The sequence below is a fragment of the Stenotrophomonas sp. PD6 genome (assembly GCF_049199305.1).
Lineage (GTDB): Bacteria > Pseudomonadota > Gammaproteobacteria > Xanthomonadales > Xanthomonadaceae > Stenotrophomonas.
In genome coordinates this window covers 67,793-85,004 of record NZ_JBLZQD010000008.1, presented here as the reverse complement: position 1 = coordinate 85,004, position 17,212 = coordinate 67,793, and the positions used below count along the sequence as shown (strand labels likewise).

Sequence of the window (17,212 nt, the reverse complement as noted above, 5' to 3'; positions counted from 1 at the left end):
CCCCTTTTGGGCGCGGGGTGGTTATTTTGTGGGGGTGGTGGGCGTTCTCGCCTTTTCGGTGCGGGGGGGGGGGGGGGCCCCCCGGGGGGCGGCCCCCGGGGGCGCGCCCCCCCGCGGCAGGTTCAGATCCGCCACTTCGATGCGCGGCCCCTGTGCAAGCAGCCCGGCGCGCTGGATCACGTTGCGCAGCTCGCGCACGTTGCCCGGCCACGCGTGGCGCTGCAGCGCAGTGGCGGCGGCGTTGGACAGCGGCTTGCCGTCGCCGAGGAAGCGTTCGGCCAGCGGCAGGATGTCGCCCGGGCGCTCGGCCAGCGGCGGCAACGCCAGTTCAACCGTGTTGAGGCGGTAATACAGGTCTTCGCGGAACTGGCCGTCGCGGATCATCGCCGGCAGGTCGGCGTTGGTCGCACTGATCACGCGTACCTTGACCTGGCGCTCGCGGTTGGAGCCGAGCCGCTCGAAGCGGCCGGTCTCCAGCACGCGCAGCAGCTTCATCTGGCCGCCCAGCGAAAGATTGCCGATCTCGTCCAGGAACAGCGTGCCCCCATCGGCGGCCTCGAACTTGCCTTCGCGGGCCTTGTTGGCCCCGGTATAGGCGCCGGCCTCGCTGCCGAACAGTTCGGCCTCGATCAGTTCCGACGGAATCGCGCCGCAGTTGAGCGCCACGAACGGACCCTTGGCGACCAGCGAATTGGCCTGGATGATCTCGGCGATTTTCTCCTTGCCGGCGCCGTTGGGACCGGTGATCAATACAGGCAGTTCCGAGCGTGCGACCTGGCACGCCAGGTTGACCACGCGTTCGCTGGCCGGGTCGGCCACCACCGCGCCGCGCAGGTCGTAACGTGTCTCCAGGGCGGTACGGTCGCGCTGTTCGCGTGCACGGCGGCGGTCGAGTTCGCGGCGGGCCTCGGACAACTCCAGCAGGTTGTTGACCGTGGTCAGCAGCTTGCGGTCGTCCCAAGGCTTGGCCAGGTAATCGGCAGCGCCGGCCTTGACCAGGTCCACCGCGCTGCTGAGGTGGGTCCAGGCCGTGAGCAGGATCACCGGCAGGTCCGGGTGGCGTGCGCGGATCTGCTGGAACAGCGCCTCGCCCTCTTCGCCGGAGGTGGTGTCTTCGGTGAAATTCATGTCCTGGATGACCAGGTCCACCGGCTGTTGTTCCAGCATGGCCAGGCCGGCCTCGGGCGACAGCGCGTGCACGGCCTCGATATCGTGCAGCGAGAACAGTACTTCCAGCGCGGTGGCCACGCTGGCGTTGTCGTCAATGATCAGGATCGAAGGCATGCGGCAACGAGAGACCGGAAGGTAGGCAGAGAGTACCCGAGCGCCGGGCCCACCGGCAGGGGGGGCCCGGGATCTGGCTTACGGGCGGTCCGGTGGTGACGGCGGTGCAGGGGGCCGCGGCGGCGGCGGTGGCTGTACCGCCCGCCACGCTGCGGTGGGCACGCTGACCACCTGGTCGCGACCGGCGCGGCGTACCGTGACCGGCACGCTGGCCTTGTCGCTGGCCGACAGTGCGTCGGTCAGCTCGCCCACCTTGTGCACCGGCACGCCATCCACGCGCAGCACCTGGTCGCCGGCCTGTACGCCGAAGCGGCTGGCCGGGGAGGCGGCGGTGACGTTGACGGCGCCCTGTGCGGATTCCAGGGTCAGGCGCGCGCCGTCCTGGCGCCAGTCCATGCGCGAGGATTCGGTACGCGTGCCTTCGGCGCAGGCCGTGGCGCTGACCAGCAGCAGGCCCGCCAGCGCGATATGGAGCGAGGTCTTGATGGTCATGTCATGCACTCCGGGTGGCGACGGCGGGCGGTACCGCGGCCGCGCGGTGGGCCGGCCCGAATACCGCGATCTGACCCAGCAGCCACAGCAGCACCGCGCCGATGGGCAGGTAGCTGATCGGCATGCGCGGCAGCTCGTAGGCACCCATCAGCCAGAGGTTGATGGAGTACGCCAGCAGCATGCCCAGCACAATACCCACGGTGGCCAGCAGGAAGTTCTCGGTCTGGAAGTAGCGCAGGATCTGGCCGCGGGTGGCGCCCAACGCACGGCGGATGCCGATCTGCTTGGTGCGCTGCTGCACCCAGAAGCTGGCCAGGCCCACGATGCCCAGCGCGGTCACCACCAGCAACGCCACGCACACGGTGATGAGCAGGCCGACCATCGCGCGATCGTTCTGGAAGTACTTGGTGCGCTGCTCCTCGTAGGTGAGCTTGGCACGCACCATGCGGCTGCTGTCCACCTTCTCCAGAGCGGACACAGCGGCGGTGAGCACTTCCTGGCGGCGCGCCGCGTCGGTCACGCGGATCAGGTACGTGCCCATATCGTAGTTGACCCGCACCGGCAGGATCATTGAATAGCCGGTGTCGGACTCCACCGTCACCGGGCGCGCCAGTTCCTTCACCACACCCACGATGCGCAGCGGCATGCGCCCGCTGTAGATCGTCTTGCCGATGGCCTGGCCATCCGGGAACAGCTTGGTGGCGGCCTTGCTGCTCAGGATCACCGCCGAGCCGCGCTTCTCGATGTCAGCGTCCTTCTCCACGTCTTCCAGATTGGCGAACTCGTCGCCCTCGAAGTCGCGGCCGGCCACCAGCTGCAGGCCCATGGTATCCAGCGTGCCTTCCATGGAGAAGTACTGCGCGGCGTTGAAGTTGGGGCGTTCCTGGTCGGGGATCAGCGACAGGCTGGTGTTCCAGGAGTTGCGCCGGAACGGCAGCTGGTTGATCGCCACTGCGTTCTTGACCCCGGGAATGGACCGCAGGGCGGCCAGGTCCTCGCGGGTACGCGCGGTGGCGTTGACCTGCTTGCCGATGCCGCCCAGGCGCACTTCCAGCAGCTCCTGTTCGGCAATGCCGCTGGGCTGGTTGATCTTCTCCAGGCGCTGGCCGATCAGGAACAGCGCGTTGCAGACGATCGCGCAGGTGAGCGCGATCTCAAGCACGATGAGGGCGGCGGCGGTCTTGTGCCGGCGCAGCGTGGTCAGGATGGGACGGATATCCATGATGTGCTCCGGAGCCTTACTGCGATTTGAGTTGGATGGCGGGCGTGACCTGCATGGCGCGCAGCGCCGGCAGGAAACCGGCCAACAGGCTGGCCGCCAGGGTCAGGCCGAAGGTGAGCAGCAGCATCTTGCCGTCCAGCGTGGCCAGCTTGGCGTAGTCCACCGGCTGCTGGCGTACGGCATACAGGCCGAGCAGGGCCAGCCCGAGGCCGAGCACGCCACCGGCCAGGCCGACGGTGCCGGCTTCCACCAGCGACTGCAGGAAGATCTGCCCACGGCTTGCACCCAGTGCACGGCGCACGCCGATCTCACCGCTGCGGCGCAGGAACTTGGCCAGCAGCAGGCCCACGGTGTTGATCAGGCACACCGCCAGGAAGCCCAGTGCCAGCCACAGCTGCAGGCGCACGTCGCTGGGCACCACCTGCTTGAAGTCCAGCCACTCCATCACGTTGCGCAGGCGAACATTCGACGGACGCTGGAAGCGACCGGCCGCCTTCTGCTGCGCCGAGTAGTTCTCCAGATACGCCCGGTAGTCAGCCGCATCGGCCGGCGAGGCCAGTTCCACCCAGTACTGCATCCACACGCACGGCGCGTTGAGCGCGGTCTCTTCGCCGTTGGCGTTGTCCCAGCAGTTCATGTTGCCGTTGCGGCCGAACTTCAGGTCCAGCGCGGTGAACACCGGCACGAAGATGTCTTCGCTGTCGCCGTAGCGGCCGGTTTCCAGGTCGTAGAAGTGCGGGTTGGGATTCCATTCGTCCAGCACACCGACGATGTTGAAGGTGTACCCATCCATGCGCAGCGGCTTGCCGACGCTGTTCTGGCCGTTGAACAGCTTCTCGTTAAGCGCCTTGGAGATCACCGCGACGCGGCCACGGCCTTCGTCCTGGTCGGCCTTCCAGCCCTGGCCGTACTTGAACGGGGCATCGAACATGCTGAAGAAATCGCTGGACGTGTAGCGCGCATCCGTGTCGAACGGACGCAGCGTGCTGCTGTCCGGTTCCACGGTGACGCCGCCGCCGGTCATCAGCACCTGGTGCTTGGCCTTCTTCTCACGCAGCAGGGTTTCGCCGTCGAAGCGGGTGACCTGCTCCTCGGGCTCTTCGCTGGGCTGGTAGCCGATCATCGGGCGCGGGTCGACCTGGACGTTGAACAGGCGGTCGCTCTTCTGCGGGATCGGATCGCCGGAGAGCACGTGGAACACGGTCAGGGTGGTCATGGAGGCGCCGATGCCCAGCGCGATGGCGATCACCATCAGCGCGGTCAGCACCTTGTTGCGCCGGAAGCTGCGCAGGGCCAGTCGGAAATAGTAGGCGAGCATGGCGGCGGGCCTCAGTCGTTGAGCGTGGCGACGGCGGCGCGCGGCGTGGCCAGCACCGGTTCGCGCACCAGGTCGGTGGCCTGGCCATCGACGATGTGCACGTTGCGCTGGGCGCGTGCGGCCAGTTCCGGGTCATGGGTGACCATGACGATGGTGGTGCCGGCAGCGTTGATTTCCTCCAGCAGTTCCATCACCCCGCGGGCCATCTGGCTGTCCAGGTTGCCGGTCGGTTCGTCGGCCAGCAGCAGGCGTGGGCTGCCGGCCAGGGCACGCGCGATGGCCGCGCGCTGCTGCTGGCCGCCCGACAGTTCGGACGGGTAATGCTTCATGCGCGAACCCAGGCCAACCTGGCCCAGTGCGCGTTCGATGCGCTGCTTGCGCTCGCTGGCGGGCATGCCGCGATAGCGCAGCGGCACGTCGACGTTGTCGAACAGATTCAGGTCGGAGATCAGGTTGAAGCCCTGGAAAATGAAGCCGATCTTCTGGTTGCGCAGGCGGCTGCGCGCGTCGTCGCCCAGCTTGCTCACGTCCTGCCCGTCGAGCAGGTAGGTGCCGCTGGTGAAGGTCTCCAGCAGGCCGGCGATATTGAGGAAGGTGGTCTTGCCCGAACCGGACGGGCCGGTCACCGCAACGAATTCACCCTCGCGGACATGCAGGTCCAACGAACGCAGGGCATGGGTTTCCACCTGTTCGGTGCGGAATACTTTGGCGACCGAGCGCATCTCGAGCATGGCTGTTTCCTTGGTTGGCGTAGTGAGGGTGATCAGTTGATGGAGACGGATTCGGCGTCGCCGAACAGTTCGGCGCCGGAGACGACCACGCGGTCGCCCGGGCGCAGGCCGGACAGGATTTCCACTTCGCCCAGGCTGCTGACGCCCAGCCGCACCGGGCGGCGGATCGCGGTGCTGCCGTCCATGACGTAGGCCTGGCCGTTGCCCTGTTCGACGAACGGGCCACGTTCGACCTTGATGACGTTGCGGCGGGTATCGAGCACCACCCGGGCCTGCATGCGCTGGCTCTGGCGCAGGCCCTGCGGCTGCTTGTCGGAGAAACGGATGCGGGCGTTGACTTCGCCGGCCACCACTTCGGGCGACACCGCGCTGATCTCGCCCGGGAACGGCTGGCCGTTGCCGCTGGTGAGCTGGGCCGGAATGCCGATCGACAGGTCGCGGGCGAAGCTCTCCGGCACCTTGATCTCGATCTCGAAGCGCGACAGGTCGACCACGCCCAGGATCGGCGCATTGGCGATCACGTTGGTGTGCTGGGTGGCCTGCACCTGGCCGACCTGGCCATCGAACGGCGCGCGCAGGGTCAGCGCGTCCACCTGGCGCTGCACTTCGTCCACCACGGCGCGCTGGCGGTCGGCCAACAGGCGCTTGTTGCGTGCATCCAGGTCCGCGCCCTGGCCCTGCAGGCGGGCGTCGGTGCGGGCATTGGCCAGCGAGATGTCGGCCTTCTTCAGGCTGTCGTTGGCCTTGGCCAGGTCGATCTGCGGCACCGCGCCGCCGTCGAAGCCGCGCTGGTAGCGCTGCAGGTCGCGCTCGGCGGCCTGGCGTTCGATGGTGGCCTGGTCGGTTTCCTTGCTGGCCTTGGCGCGGGCCAGGGTGGCATCGAGCACGGCGCGGCCGGCCTCGGCTTCCAGGCCGGCCAGCGTGGCCCGTTCCTGGGCCAGCTTGCTGCGCAGCTCGGGGCTGTCGATGATCGCCAGCTCCTGGCCCTTCTTCACCACATCGCCGGCGACCACCTTCAGGTCCACCGTGCCGGCCGAGATCGCGTACAGGATCGGGCTGTTGGCGGCGATCACCTTGCCGTCGGCCGCCAGGTCGCGGACCAGGTCGCCCTGCTTCACCTCGGCAATGCGCACCCGCCCGCTGTCGAACGAGCGGCTGGCGCCCAGCCAGGCGCGGGCGGCGAAGGCGATGGCCAGCACCACCACCAGCGCGGCGATGCCCGGCCACAGCCAGCGCTTCCACGGCGCCGCCGTGGACGGAGTCGAAAGGGTCTGGTCCTGTGCGGAAGTGTCGCGGATCATCGGGCTCGTTCGCGGTTGGGTTGCGGTAGTTGCTGTATACAAAGCACGCCGCGTGCCAACTTTGAGGCCTTATAAAACAATGGTTTGCGAGGCCGCTCCGGCTGTCCGGGTGTCCGCGGACACCTGACCGGACACTTTCGTTAAGCGTCCGGCGACCAAGCCGTACGGCGGCCCACGCTAGAATGCGGGTTCGACAGCAGGGATCTGAATCTATGTGCGGGATTGTGGGGGCGATCGCGAATCGCGATGTGGTGCCGGTACTGATCGAAGGACTGAAGCGACTGGAATACCGGGGCTACGACTCGTCCGGCATCGCGGTGCTGGACCAGACCCAGGCCAAGCCAGACGTGCGCCGCGTGCGTCGCACCGGCCGGGTCGCCGAGATGGAGAAGGCCGCGCTGGCCGAAGGGTTTGACGCCACGCTGGGCATCGGGCATACGCGCTGGGCGACCCACGGCGGCGTGACCGAGGCCAATGCCCACCCGCACATCAGCCACGGCGTGGCGCTGGTGCACAACGGCATCATCGAGAACCACGAAGAGCAGCGTGAGCGCCTGCGTGGCCTGGGCTACGTGTTCGAGTCGCAGACCGACACCGAAGTCATCGCGCACCTGATGCACCACAACCTCAAGCACGGCGACAGCCTGCTCTCGGCGTTGCAGCGCACGGTGAAGGAGCTGACCGGTGCCTACGCGCTGGCGGTGATGAGCCGCGCCGAACCCGATCACTTCGTCTGCGCGCGCATGGGCTGCCCGCTGCTTGTGGGCCTGGGCCAGGGCGAGAACTTCGTGGCCTCGGACGTGTCGGCGGTGATCTCCGCCACCCGCAACGTCATCTTCCTGGAAGAGGGCGACACCGCCGACATCCGCCGCGATGGCGTGCAGGTGTATGACGAGCACAACCAGCCGGTGGACCGTGGCGTGCACCAGTCGGATGTGTCGCTGGCCTCGCTGGAGCTGGGCCCGTACCGCCACTTCATGCAGAAGGAAATCCACGAGCAGCCGCGCGCGCTGGGCGACACCATCGAAGCGGCGATCGACGCCGGTGGTTTCCCGGCCGAGCTGTTCGGCAAGAACGCCGAAGCGGTGCTGTCGGGCATCGAAGGCGTGCAGATCCTGGCCTGCGGTACCAGCTACTACGCCGGTTTGACCGCGCGCTACTGGATCGAATCCATCGCCGGCCTGCCGTGCAGCGTGGAAATCGCCAGCGAGTACCGCTACCGCGCCGCGTATGCCAACCCCAAGCACCTGATCGTCACCATCTCCCAGTCCGGTGAAACCCTGGACACAATGGAGGCGCTGAAGTACGCCAAGTCGCTGGGCCACCTGCACACGCTGTCGATCTGCAACGTGCCGGAAAGTGCGATTCCGCGCGCCAGCGAGCTGGTCTGCTACACCCGTGCCGGCGCCGAGATCGGCGTGGCCTCCACGAAGGCCTTCACCACCCAGCTGGCCGCGCTGTTCCAGCTCACCGTGGTGCTGGGCAAGCTGCACGGCCGCATCGATGCGGCGCAGGAAGCGGACTACCTGGAGCAGCTGCGCTTCCTGCCGGGCAGCGTGCAGCATGCGCTGAACATGGAGCCGCAGATCGCCGCATGGGCGGAGCGCTTCGCGCGCAAGAGCAGCGCGCTGTTCCTGGGCCGTGGCCTGCATTACCCGATCGCGCTGGAAGGCGCGCTCAAGCTCAAGGAAATCACCTACATCCACGCCGAGGCCTATCCGGCCGGCGAGCTCAAGCACGGTCCGCTGGCGCTGGTGGACGAAGACATGCCGGTGGTGGTGATCGCGCCCAACGACAGCCTGCTGGAGAAGGTGAAGTCCAACATGCAGGAGGTGCGCGCGCGTGGCGGCGAGCTGTTCGTGTTCGCCGACCAGGACAGCAACTTCATCGAGTCCGAAGGCGTGCACGTCATCCGCACCCCGCGCCATGCCGGCGTACTGAGCCCGGTGGTGCACACCATCCCGGTGCAGCTGCTGGCCTACCACACCGCGCTGGCGCGCGGCACCGACGTGGACAAGCCGCGCAACCTGGCCAAGAGCGTGACAGTGGAATAACCGCAAGGCCGCCCGGACCGGGGATCACGGACCGGGCGGCACGCCGACGTGCTGGCACGGTGGTAGGGCGGACTGTTAGTCCGCTGCTCCCGACCGGCCTCGCGCAGCGTCAGCGGTTTTTTTTGGCGGCCAGAGCACGAACAGCGCCAGCGCCGTGAACCAGCAGATCGCCGCTGTCCAGACGTCGTGAGACATGAAGTGGGCGCCCCGGAGCTGTTGCGAGATGCCAAACAGCATTCCCATCGCTGCGGCCAGGCCCAGTGCGGGATACCTCCACCTGGGCCAGACCTCCAGTGCAAAGAAGTACAGCGCGAGCCAGGCATAGCCTGCGCTCGCGTGCCCGGCGGGAAAGCAGCCGCTGGCCCGGACGCCGGCCGGGCGGGCGTCGAACAGCCCGTAGTACTCCCGGCTGCCGCCGAAGCGGGTCAGGTCCCACGGGCAATCCATGCCGGTGTGCTTTTTCAGCAGCGAGACCAGGATCGTGGAGAGTGCGACGGACACGAACAGTCGCAGCAGCGGTCGGCGCAGCCCTGCGAGCGAAGGTTTCCAGGCCGATGCGATGGCCAGCCCCAACACGACCAGGCCGGCGCCGACGGACAGGTTGCGGCCAAGCTTGTGGATCACCTGTTCGGTGATCCAGGCATCCTTGAGCGCCCAGCTGTGACCTTGGGCGGCGTAGAGCCACGCCGACACCTGCAGGTCGCCGTAATGCTGCATGAGGACGAAGGAGGCGACCAAAACCGCCACCAGCGGGATGACGACATGCGTCATCGGGTTCGGCCGCACCACCGTGCGGTGGGTATCGCGCGTGACCGCCAGCGTGCTGCCGAACTCGTTACTCATCGGCTTCGACCCAGCTGATCTTGTCTTCGCAGGGGCTGATCAAGGCCGCGCTCGGCACCAGCATCCAGGTGTTCCGGTTCGCCTGGCCGACGGTGATCGCCTGCGTCCTGTCGACGCAACGGCCCAGTGCCCGGTCGGTCACCAGGATCCAGCGGCGACCGGGGTAGTCGGCGGCCCACGCGCGCGCGCGATGCCACTGCACATCCCACGGCTGCTTGTAGCCGAAGTCGGTAGCGCGCCCGCGGGCCTGCAGGTAGTTCTGTTCCTTGAAATCCACCAGACCCAGCTCGCCGTATGGCCCTATCGTGGCGAACACCTTGTGCATGACCTGCTTGGCCGACGCGGAGTTGTCCAGTGCGGGCATGAAGCCGAATCCATACGCCGTCCACACACAGACCATCGTCAGCACCGCCAGCAGCCCGGGCCGGCGCGCACGCAGCACCGCCGCCAGCGCCAGCAGCGCCGCGCCCAATGCAGCCGCCCACCCGCCGATGGCCTGGATGGCCGCCGCGTCCAGGTCGCGTCCAATCAGCTTGGGCTCGATCCAGTTGGCGTGGGTGAGGATGGCCGTCGCGAGGACCAGAGAGGCAATGCCCAGCACGAGGTTGAAGCCGATGAGCACCGTCCTGGCGAAGCGCTGCCGGAGCAGACCCGGCAGCAGCGGAGCGGCTGCAATGCAGAGCAGCGGCAGCGCGGGGAAGATGTAGACCTCGCGCTTGCCCGGGCTCGCGCTGAAGAACACCAGCGTCAGCACTACCCAGCCGAGCAGCAGCGCATAGCGGACATCGCCGCGCGACAACCGTCGCGTCCATGCCGGCAGCAGCTTTGGCAGCAGCAGGCAGCCCGGCAGCCACAGCGTCAGGATCACCTGCAGGTAGTACCAGGCGGGCTGGATGTGATGCCACGCGCCCACATAGCGGGTGGCGGTCTGGCGGAACAGGATTTCGCGCACATAGGCATCCAGCTCGGCACCGTGCGGCTGCAGCACGGCAATGCCCAAGGGCAGCAGCCAGACCGCCAGGCCGGTGGCAACGCCTGCGGGCACCAGCAACCACTGCCATGGGCCGCCAGGGAGGGGAGCAACGCGGTTACGCAGGCGCAGTACGGCCCACGGGATGAGCACGAGCAGGGGCAGGAAGCCCACGCCCTTGGTGACCGTGCCCACGCCGGCGGCGGCGGCGCCCCAGAACAGCGCCGCGCGGCTCGGACCGGCAAGCAGGTGTTTGAGCAGCCCCCACATGGCCGCCGTGGTCATGGCCACCAGCACCATGTCGATCTGCGCACGCTTGGCCATCAAGCCAAACTGCAGGGTGGCGAACACGGCCAAGGCGGCGTAGAAGCCGATCCGCGGTGTCCACAGCATCCTGCCGATGCGGTAGGTCATCCATAGTGTCAGCAGCGCCGCCAGCAGGGAGGGCAACAGGAACGCGACATCCCAACTGCCGACCACCGTGTGCGCCGCGGCCTGCAGCCACATGAACACAGGCGGCTTTTCCGCATAGATCTCGCTGCCACGATGGGGAATCAGCCATTGGCCGGTATCGACCATCGCCTTGGCGGCAAGGACGAAACGCGGCTCGTCGGGCGGCGCGGGCGCGCGCAGGCCAAGGCCGGCGAACAGGCTGAGTGCCATGAGCAGGCAGAGCACGGCGCGCCATGGACGACGAAGCACCGCCGCATCGGGTGCGTGCGCGGTCGCGGCAAGGGAGTTCATCACGCGCGGGCTCCCTAGAAGACCAGGATCAACAGCCAGGTGCCCACCGTGGCCAGCAGGCCCACGAACACGGCGGCCGAGCCCATGTCCTTGGCGCGCCCGGCGAGCTCGTGGTGTTCGGCGCCATAGCGTTCGATCACCGCTTCCACGGCCGAATTGAGCAGCTCCAGCGCCAGCACCATCAGTACCGGAAGGATCAGCAGCACCCGCTCGATGCCGGTCTGGCCGAGCCAGAGCGCCGCAGGCACCATCACCAGCGCCATGATGACTTCCAGCCGGAAGGAAGACTCGTGAAGCCACGCCGCCTTCAGTCCCTGCATGGACCAGACAAAGGCCTTCAAGGTGCGCGCGGGGCCACGCGGAAGATGTCCAAACTGGTCGGGCATGGGATCACACAGATGAGGAGGGAGCCGCTCCGAAGGCGGCGCGCTCATTGTGGGATCCCCCAGGTCGGAGATAGGTCAGAGAACGGCCGGTCAGAGGCCCTTGAGACTGGACGACATATCCACGGTGGCGCGGGTTCCCTTGCCGTCCGGCTTGGACTCGAAGCTGAGCCGCCAGTCGAGGTGCCCGCACAGGCGTGCGATGAGTTCCAGGCCGATGCCCTGTCCGTCGCGTGCTTCGCCCTTGACCATCCTGGCGTACAACGCACTGATCTCTTCCGGGCTCATGCCATGGCCGGGGTCGTCGATGACGACCTGCGCGTCCTCGCTCACCTCGATCCGGATGGTGCCCTTGTCGCTGTTCTCGATGGCGTTGCGGATGAGGTTGCCGACCACGACGTTGACCACGGCGGCAGGGGCCAGGATCACCGGTTGCGCGGACCCGGTGAGTTCGATCACCAGCACCCTGTCGTCGCACAGATAGCCATGATCGTGGGCCGAGGCCTGGACCAGTTCGGTCAGCGAAATCAGCTCGCTGGTCTTCTCCAGCCGGTCCGCGCTCTTGGCCAGCACCAGCAGGATCGAGATCAGCTCTTCCACGGACGCGGCGATCTCGCGGATGCGGCTGAGCTGGTGCTGGACCATCTTCTCGGACGCACCCGGCGTGGAGGCCAGATCCGCAGCGCCGGCGATGACCGCCACGGGCGTTCTCAGTTCGTGGCTGACGCTGTTGATGAACTGCTTTTCGCGCTCGACAAACTCTTCGTTGCGGCGGATGTAGTCGTTCAGCGATTCGGTGATGACCGCCTGCTCCGAACTCGCCTGCGGGTCGATCTCGATCTGCTGGCCCGGTTGCTCGGGCGTCAGTTTGCGGATGCGGTTGGACAGCGCGGTGAGCGGTCGCAGGACGCGTCCCAGGCCCCATCCCACCAGCAGGCCCAGCAGCACGATCGCAAGCACATTCGAGCCCAGCATCCACAGGCCGACATTGTCTTCATGCTGCTGCAGCTCGGTGATGTCCAGTGCAAGCACCAGCTTGCGGCCACGAACCTCGCGGACCAGGATGACTTTGTCCTGGTCACCGACGCGCACGCCATCGTGAATGCCGGGGCCGAACGCCGCGTAGTGGGCCGGTATCGGCGAATGGTCGTCATCGCCGTAGAGTTGAACGGTATCGGTGTCCGTCCAGCGGTAGTTGGGGTCTTCATCGCCGCGCTGGACGAAATGTTCCAGCTCGGACTGCAGCAGGGATTGCCAGGTCAGATCCTCCGCCTGCGAATTCACGATCTGGCCGTGCACGAACACCGCCAGCGACAGCAGCGCGGCATACACCACCAGCCAGCGCGTGACCCGGCTCCGCAGGCTGGTCCTGGGGCGGGCGATTCCACGCGTGCCCCCCTCGCGTTTCATGAGCTTCCGTACTTTCCCTGCCATGCGCAGTCAGTATCCATCAACGGGTACGGCTCGAACTCTAGTCGCTTTATCCGGGCCTGAACAGGCGCGGACATGAGGGACGCCGTGATTCCGTCAGGCGTTCGTCCCCGACCTCAGGCAGGATGCGAAGACATCCTGCGTCTCGTCGTAGGCCTTGGTCTTCACCTGCAGGAGGCCAAGAATGGAGGAGAACAGTACGTCATGGTCCGCGCGCTGCCTGGCGCGCTGCTCCAGGCAGCTGGTATCCAGTCCGCGCGAGCCGGAGAAGCGGCTGGAGAACCACATGACCATGGGCACCGAGGTCTGCTCCGCCGGCGCGATCGCATACGGAACGCCATGCAGGTACAGGCCCTTTTCACCCAGCGACTCGCCGTGGTCGGACACGTAGATCATGGCGGTGTCGTAGTCGTCCATGCCTTGGAGCGCGTGGATGGTCTGGGCCAGGAAGTGGTCCGTGTAGAGAATGGCGTTGTCGTACGCGTTCACGATCTGCTCGCGCGGGCAGTTGCCGAGTTCGGGATTTTCGCAGGGCGGGGTGAACCTGCGGAACGCGTCCGGGTAGCGCTGGAAGTAGCTGGGGCCATGGTTGCCCAGCTGGTGCAGCACGAGGAACTTGTCCCCCGGCGTGGCCCGTACCTGTTCGGCGAGGCCCTTGATCAGGATCTCGTCCATGCAACGGCCCTTCACGCACAGGCTCGGGTCGGTGGCATCGGAGAGCGACTCGAACGGCGTGCCCTCGCAGACGCCCTTGCAACCCGACTGGTTGTCGCGCCACAGGGTGTTGATCCCTACGCGGTTCAATACGTTCAGGAAGGACTGCTCGGAGCGGATCTGCTTCTCGTCGTAGTTGCGGCGGCCGAGCTGGGAGAACATGCAGGGCACGGACACTTCGGTGCTGGTGCCGCAGGAGTGCATGTCCGGGAAGTTGACCACGCCAATGCGCGCGAGCTCGGGTGTGGTCTGGCGGGCGTAGCCATTCAAGCCCCAGTTCTGCGCACGCACGGTTTCGCCGACCACCAGCACCACCAGGCGCGGCCTCGCGCCCGCGACGGGCGGAGTACGCACCGCATCCATCGCGATCGGGGTCTTGGGCGCCCGCTTGATGGGTGAGCTCGACTTCAGGTTCTGCTGAAGGCCGATGATGTAGTTGAGCGGCGTGGCGAGATACTTGATCTCACGATGATTGCGCACCATCGACGCGATGTCGGCACTGGCCAGCATGACGCTGCCTGCGCCGGTGATCGCCAATGCCAGCATGAAGGCGGGGCGTACCCACAGCGTCCGCAGCGCGGAACGTGGCGTGATGCGCAGGCGCCAGACCACCAGCGCGGGCAGTACGGCGAAGAGCAGCAACGGAAGAATGAGACTGGGCGTCATCAGTTCCCGCGACTCTTTCACGTCCGTCTGCAGCACGTTGCGCACCATGTCCGCGTCCATGAACACCCCGTAGGTGGTCATGTAGTGCACGGCCATTGCGGTGACGACGAGCAGCACGGTGATGACGGGCTTCGCGCTCCAGCGCCAGATCAGCAGCGACAGCAGCAGGCCATTGACGGCGATAAGCAGGCCGAACAACGCAACGGCGAACAGCAGGTTGCCCGGATGCAGCGAATAGGCGGCCTTCCAGAAGGGACCGTTGCTGACCGCGGCGAAGAACAGGCTGCAGGCCAGGATGAGGGTCTCCTGGCTGATCTCGGGGCGCCAGCTTTTCGCAACACTCCAGACGCCAACCCCACGATGTGCCGAGCGGCCCGACGTGTCGACGTCGGCTGCTGCCTGTGTTGCGTTCGATGAAGCCATGCCGGAGGCCAATGGAAGTGACTGTGGGGCAATCCTGGCCTGACGTTCGTCGGATTTCGGTCGGAGTTATGTCTGAGTTCGTTAAGAAATCAATAGAAAACACGCGGCGTTCACCGTCAACGCCGCGTCGCCAGCAGAATCACGCCGGCCACCACCAGCCCGATGCCGCCCCATTCACGCCCGGACGGACGTTCGCCCAGCAGCACAAATGCCAGCACGATCACCAGCACGACACTGAGCTTGTCCACCACGGCCACCTTGGCCAGCTCGCCCGCCTGCAGCGCGCGGAAGTAAAACAGCCACGACGCACCCGTGGCCAGGGCGGAGAGGACCAGGAACAGCTGGGTACGGCCGGGCAGCAGCAGTGGGTTGCTCCATTTTCCCGTGAACACCACCAACGGAAGGATGACCGCGGCCACGATCAGCGTCCGTACCGCCATGGCCAGGTCAGGATCGACGTTCTTCACGCCGATCTTGGCAAACAGCGCGGTGAGTGCGGCAAAGGTGGCCGACAAACCTGCCAGAAACAGCCACTGCGGAATGTTCTGCATGGAGGTGCTCCTCGAGAATCAGCGCTGCGATGGGTGCGGCGGAAAGTCCAGCGCAACGCGCAGGCCGGGTCGGTTGTCGCCCAGTTCCAGCGTTGCGCCGTGCAGTTCGGCGACGGCCTTCACCAGGCTGAGGCCGAGTCCATTACCGGGCGTGCTGCGGCTGACGTCCAGTCGATAAAAGCGATCCAACACCGCCGCATGCGCGTCTTCCGGGATTCCCGGGCCCGTGTCTGCCACGACCAGGCAGGCCCGTTCACCGCGATGCATCGCTTCAAGGGTAATCGTCGCCCCAGGCGGTGAATGGCGGGTGGCGTTCTCCACCAGATTGGCCACCATCTGTGTCAGCAGCTCGCGGTCGCCAGCGATTCGTGCTGGCGCCGCCGCGAGCAGGGTCAGCGTTTGCCCCCGATCCTCGATCGCAGGCTGGTAGATCTCCGCCACCGTGTCGATCACTTCGGCCAGGTCGATGGCGGCGAAGTTCGCGCGGCGCTTGCCCCCTTCGATCTGAGCGATGCGCAGCAATGCGGAGAACGTGGCCAGGATGGCGTCGATGTCCACCAGCGCCGCGTCCACGGTGTGCTCGAGCTGTTCGGCGCTCGCCTGCCGTCCATGGACCAGTTCCAGCTTCTGGCGTAGACGGGACAGTGGCGTGCGCAGGTCATGCGCGACGTCGACCGATACCTGTTCCAGGCCGCGCATCAAACCGGTGATGCGGTCCAGCATGGCGTTGAGGCTCACCGCGAGATGATCGAATTCGTCGCCACTTCCATTCAGTGCGATGCGCTGCCCGAGATCGCCATTGATGATGTCCCGGCTACTCTGGCTCATCTGCTCCACGCGGCGCAGTGACGCCGCACTCATGACGGCGCCGCCGACCAGCACCAGCACCATCGACGCCACCAGCCCCAGCAGGAAGGAGCGGGTGACGAACTCCTGCAACTCTTCGATCTGATGGGAAGAGGTTCCTACAAACAGCTGCCCACCGTCGTCCGTGCGGCGGCCAATGCCACGCAGGGTCATGGCCGGTCGTTCCCCCGAGGCCGGCACGGACAACGCTTCGACGATCCCGCTGGCATGCATCAGCACGGGCAGGTCGCCGGCGACTTTCTCGCCGTCGGAGGTCAGCAGCAGATAGTGGAAGCCATTGTCCGAGCGGGTGGAGGCGGTGATGACCGGCACCAGCGAACCGGTGCTGGTGCCCTCGGTGGCGATGTCTATCTCACGAAGTTCCGCCGCGACCGAGGCATCGATCTGCTCTTTCATGTAATGGGTCGCGGACCAGATCATGATCCCGAACATGAGCAGGAAGCTGATGCCGGTGATCAGTGCATAGCGCAGCGTGAGACGGAAGCTGGAGGTGCGCAACAGCCGACGCGCATTCACGGCCTGGGCTCGCGGATGCTGTAGCCGGCGCCGCGGATGGTGTGGATGAGCGTCGCGCCCGCAGGGATGTCCAGCTTGGCACGCAGGCGGCTCATGTGGCTCTCGACGACATTGGTCTGCGGATCGAAGTGCAGGTCCCAGACCTTTTCCAGCAGCATGGTGCGCGTGACCACTTCGCCGGCATGGCGCATCAATACCTCAAGCAGCCGGAATTCGCGCGGCTGCAGTTCGACATCGGCCCCCCCGCGTTGCACGGTCCTGGCGACCAGATCCATCCGCAGGTCCGCTACGCGCAGCACGGTGTCGGCCTGCGTCTTGCGGGGGCGTCGGCCAAGCGCCGCCACGCGCGCGGCCAGTTCGGAGAAGGCGAAGGGCTTGACCAGGTAGTCATCGGCACCTGCATTGAGACCGTTGACCCGGTCATCGATGCCGCCGAGAGTGGTGAGGAACAGCACGGGCGCCTCGACGCCGGCGGCGCGCAGCGTACTCACCAGCACCAGGCCATCCAGGCCCGGCAGCATGCGATCCACCAGCAGCAGGTCCCAGTCGTGGTCCGAGCCCTGGAACAAGCCATCTCGACCATCCGCGGCGACGGAAACGTTGTGGCCCAGCTCGGTCAGCCCGGTGCTGATGTAGCGGGCGGTCTCCGCATCGTCCTCGACGACCAGGATCTTCACGTCAACGCACCTCGGCAGCGGAGCA

General features: G+C 66.6%; 14 protein-coding genes and 1 pseudogene. 1 reads left to right on the top strand and 14 read right to left on the bottom strand.

What is annotated here, in order from left to right; translation table 11 throughout:
• Positions 1-48: 48 nt before the first annotated feature.
• The 6 genes and pseudogenes from ACOZHM_RS12790 to ACOZHM_RS12765 form a co-directional block, all read right to left on the bottom strand.
• Positions 49-1,284 (bottom strand): annotated as a pseudogene (locus tag ACOZHM_RS12790) (sigma-54-dependent transcriptional regulator); the annotation flags it as partial.
• 78 nt (positions 1,285-1,362) lie between these two features.
• On the bottom strand, positions 1,363-1,776 hold the full coding sequence (locus ACOZHM_RS12785; RefSeq protein ID WP_421569700.1) for a PDZ domain-containing protein: 414 nt from the start codon (positions 1,774-1,776) through the stop codon (positions 1,363-1,365).
• Between the two features lies 1 nt (position 1,777).
• Entirely contained in the window at positions 1,778-2,998 is a 1,221-nt protein-coding gene (locus ACOZHM_RS12780) for an ABC transporter permease (RefSeq protein ID WP_421569699.1), read from the bottom strand.
• Between the two features lie 16 nt (positions 2,999-3,014).
• Positions 3,015-4,316 carry an ABC transporter permease gene (locus ACOZHM_RS12775; RefSeq protein ID WP_421569698.1) on the bottom strand — a complete coding sequence of 434 codons (1,302 nt, stop codon included), beginning with the start codon at positions 4,314-4,316 and terminating at the stop codon, positions 3,015-3,017.
• 11 nt (positions 4,317-4,327) lie between these two features.
• Entirely contained in the window at positions 4,328-5,047 is a 720-nt protein-coding gene (locus tag ACOZHM_RS12770; RefSeq protein ID WP_421569697.1) for an ABC transporter ATP-binding protein, read from the bottom strand.
• 32 nt (positions 5,048-5,079) lie between these two features.
• Positions 5,080-6,348, bottom strand: a complete 1,269-nt coding sequence (locus ACOZHM_RS12765) for an efflux RND transporter periplasmic adaptor subunit (RefSeq protein WP_421569696.1) — start codon at positions 6,346-6,348, stop codon at positions 5,080-5,082.
• Positions 6,349-6,560: 212 nt separating this feature from the next.
• On the opposite strand from ACOZHM_RS12765, the gene glmS reads away from it, so the two are divergent.
• Positions 6,561-8,402 carry a glutamine--fructose-6-phosphate transaminase (isomerizing) gene (glmS, locus tag ACOZHM_RS12760; RefSeq protein WP_421569695.1) on the top strand — a complete coding sequence of 614 codons (1,842 nt, stop codon included), beginning with the start codon at positions 6,561-6,563 and terminating at the stop codon, positions 8,400-8,402.
• 75 nt (positions 8,403-8,477) lie between these two features.
• Here the strand turns inward: glmS and ACOZHM_RS12755 are convergent, their stop codons facing one another.
• From ACOZHM_RS12755 to ACOZHM_RS12720, 8 genes are all read right to left on the bottom strand, one after another.
• Positions 8,478-9,245, bottom strand: coding sequence for a phosphatase PAP2 family protein (locus tag ACOZHM_RS12755; protein ID WP_421569694.1), 768 nt, complete (start codon positions 9,243-9,245; stop codon positions 8,478-8,480).
• Positions 9,238-10,959, bottom strand: coding sequence for an ArnT family glycosyltransferase (locus ACOZHM_RS12750; protein ID WP_421569693.1), 1,722 nt, complete (start codon positions 10,957-10,959; stop codon positions 9,238-9,240). The genes ACOZHM_RS12755 and ACOZHM_RS12750 overlap by 8 nt, the downstream gene beginning before the upstream one ends.
• 14 nt (positions 10,960-10,973) lie before the next feature.
• Positions 10,974-11,345: a diacylglycerol kinase gene (locus ACOZHM_RS12745; RefSeq protein ID WP_421569692.1), complete on the bottom strand. Its 372-nt coding sequence runs from the start codon at positions 11,343-11,345 to the stop codon at positions 10,974-10,976.
• A gap of 90 nt (positions 11,346-11,435) precedes the next feature.
• Positions 11,436-12,752 carry a sensor histidine kinase gene (locus ACOZHM_RS12740; protein ID WP_421569691.1) on the bottom strand — a complete coding sequence of 439 codons (1,317 nt, stop codon included), beginning with the start codon at positions 12,750-12,752 and terminating at the stop codon, positions 11,436-11,438.
• Between the two features lie 117 nt (positions 12,753-12,869).
• Positions 12,870-14,576 (bottom strand): phosphoethanolamine transferase, encoded by a 1,707-nt coding sequence (locus tag ACOZHM_RS12735; RefSeq protein ID WP_421569690.1) that lies wholly within the window; start codon positions 14,574-14,576, stop codon positions 12,870-12,872.
• A 116-nt stretch (positions 14,577-14,692) separates the two neighbouring features.
• On the bottom strand, positions 14,693-15,127 hold the full coding sequence (locus ACOZHM_RS12730; RefSeq protein WP_421569689.1) for an EamA family transporter: 435 nt from the start codon (positions 15,125-15,127) through the stop codon (positions 14,693-14,695).
• Positions 15,128-15,145: 18 nt separating this feature from the next.
• Complete coding sequence (locus ACOZHM_RS12725) at positions 15,146-16,492, bottom strand: ATP-binding protein (RefSeq protein WP_421569688.1); 1,347 nt, start codon at positions 16,490-16,492, stop codon at positions 15,146-15,148.
• Positions 16,493-16,506: 14 nt separating this feature from the next.
• Entirely contained in the window at positions 16,507-17,187 is a 681-nt protein-coding gene (locus ACOZHM_RS12720; protein ID WP_421569687.1) for a winged helix-turn-helix domain-containing protein, read from the bottom strand.
• Positions 17,188-17,212: the final 25 nt, after the last annotated feature.

Bases quoted from the DNA above. Each gene is read 5' to 3' on its own strand.
- ACOZHM_RS12785 (WP_421569700.1), bottom strand. From the start codon at position 1,776: ATGACCATCAAGACCTCGCTCCATATCGCGCTGGCGGGCCTGCTGCTG.
- ACOZHM_RS12780 (WP_421569699.1), bottom strand. From the start codon at position 2,998: ATGGATATCCGTCCCATCCTGACCACGCTGCGCCGGCACAAGACCGCC.
- ACOZHM_RS12775 (WP_421569698.1), bottom strand. From the start codon at position 4,316: ATGCTCGCCTACTATTTCCGACTGGCCCTGCGCAGCTTCCGGCGCAAC.
- ACOZHM_RS12770 (WP_421569697.1), bottom strand. From the start codon at position 5,047: ATGCTCGAGATGCGCTCGGTCGCCAAAGTATTCCGCACCGAACAGGTG.
- ACOZHM_RS12765 (WP_421569696.1), bottom strand. From the start codon at position 6,348: ATGATCCGCGACACTTCCGCACAGGACCAGACCCTTTCGACTCCGTCC.
- glmS (WP_421569695.1), top strand. From the start codon at position 6,561: ATGTGCGGGATTGTGGGGGCGATCGCGAATCGCGATGTGGTGCCGGTA.
- ACOZHM_RS12755 (WP_421569694.1), bottom strand. From the start codon at position 9,245: ATGAGTAACGAGTTCGGCAGCACGCTGGCGGTCACGCGCGATACCCAC.
- ACOZHM_RS12750 (WP_421569693.1), bottom strand. From the start codon at position 10,959: ATGAACTCCCTTGCCGCGACCGCGCACGCACCCGATGCGGCGGTGCTT.
- ACOZHM_RS12745 (WP_421569692.1), bottom strand. From the start codon at position 11,345: ATGCCCGACCAGTTTGGACATCTTCCGCGTGGCCCCGCGCGCACCTTG.
- ACOZHM_RS12740 (WP_421569691.1), bottom strand. From the start codon at position 12,752: ATGAAACGCGAGGGGGGCACGCGTGGAATCGCCCGCCCCAGGACCAGC.
- ACOZHM_RS12735 (WP_421569690.1), bottom strand. From the start codon at position 14,576: ATGGCTTCATCGAACGCAACACAGGCAGCAGCCGACGTCGACACGTCG.
- ACOZHM_RS12730 (WP_421569689.1), bottom strand. From the start codon at position 15,127: ATGCAGAACATTCCGCAGTGGCTGTTTCTGGCAGGTTTGTCGGCCACC.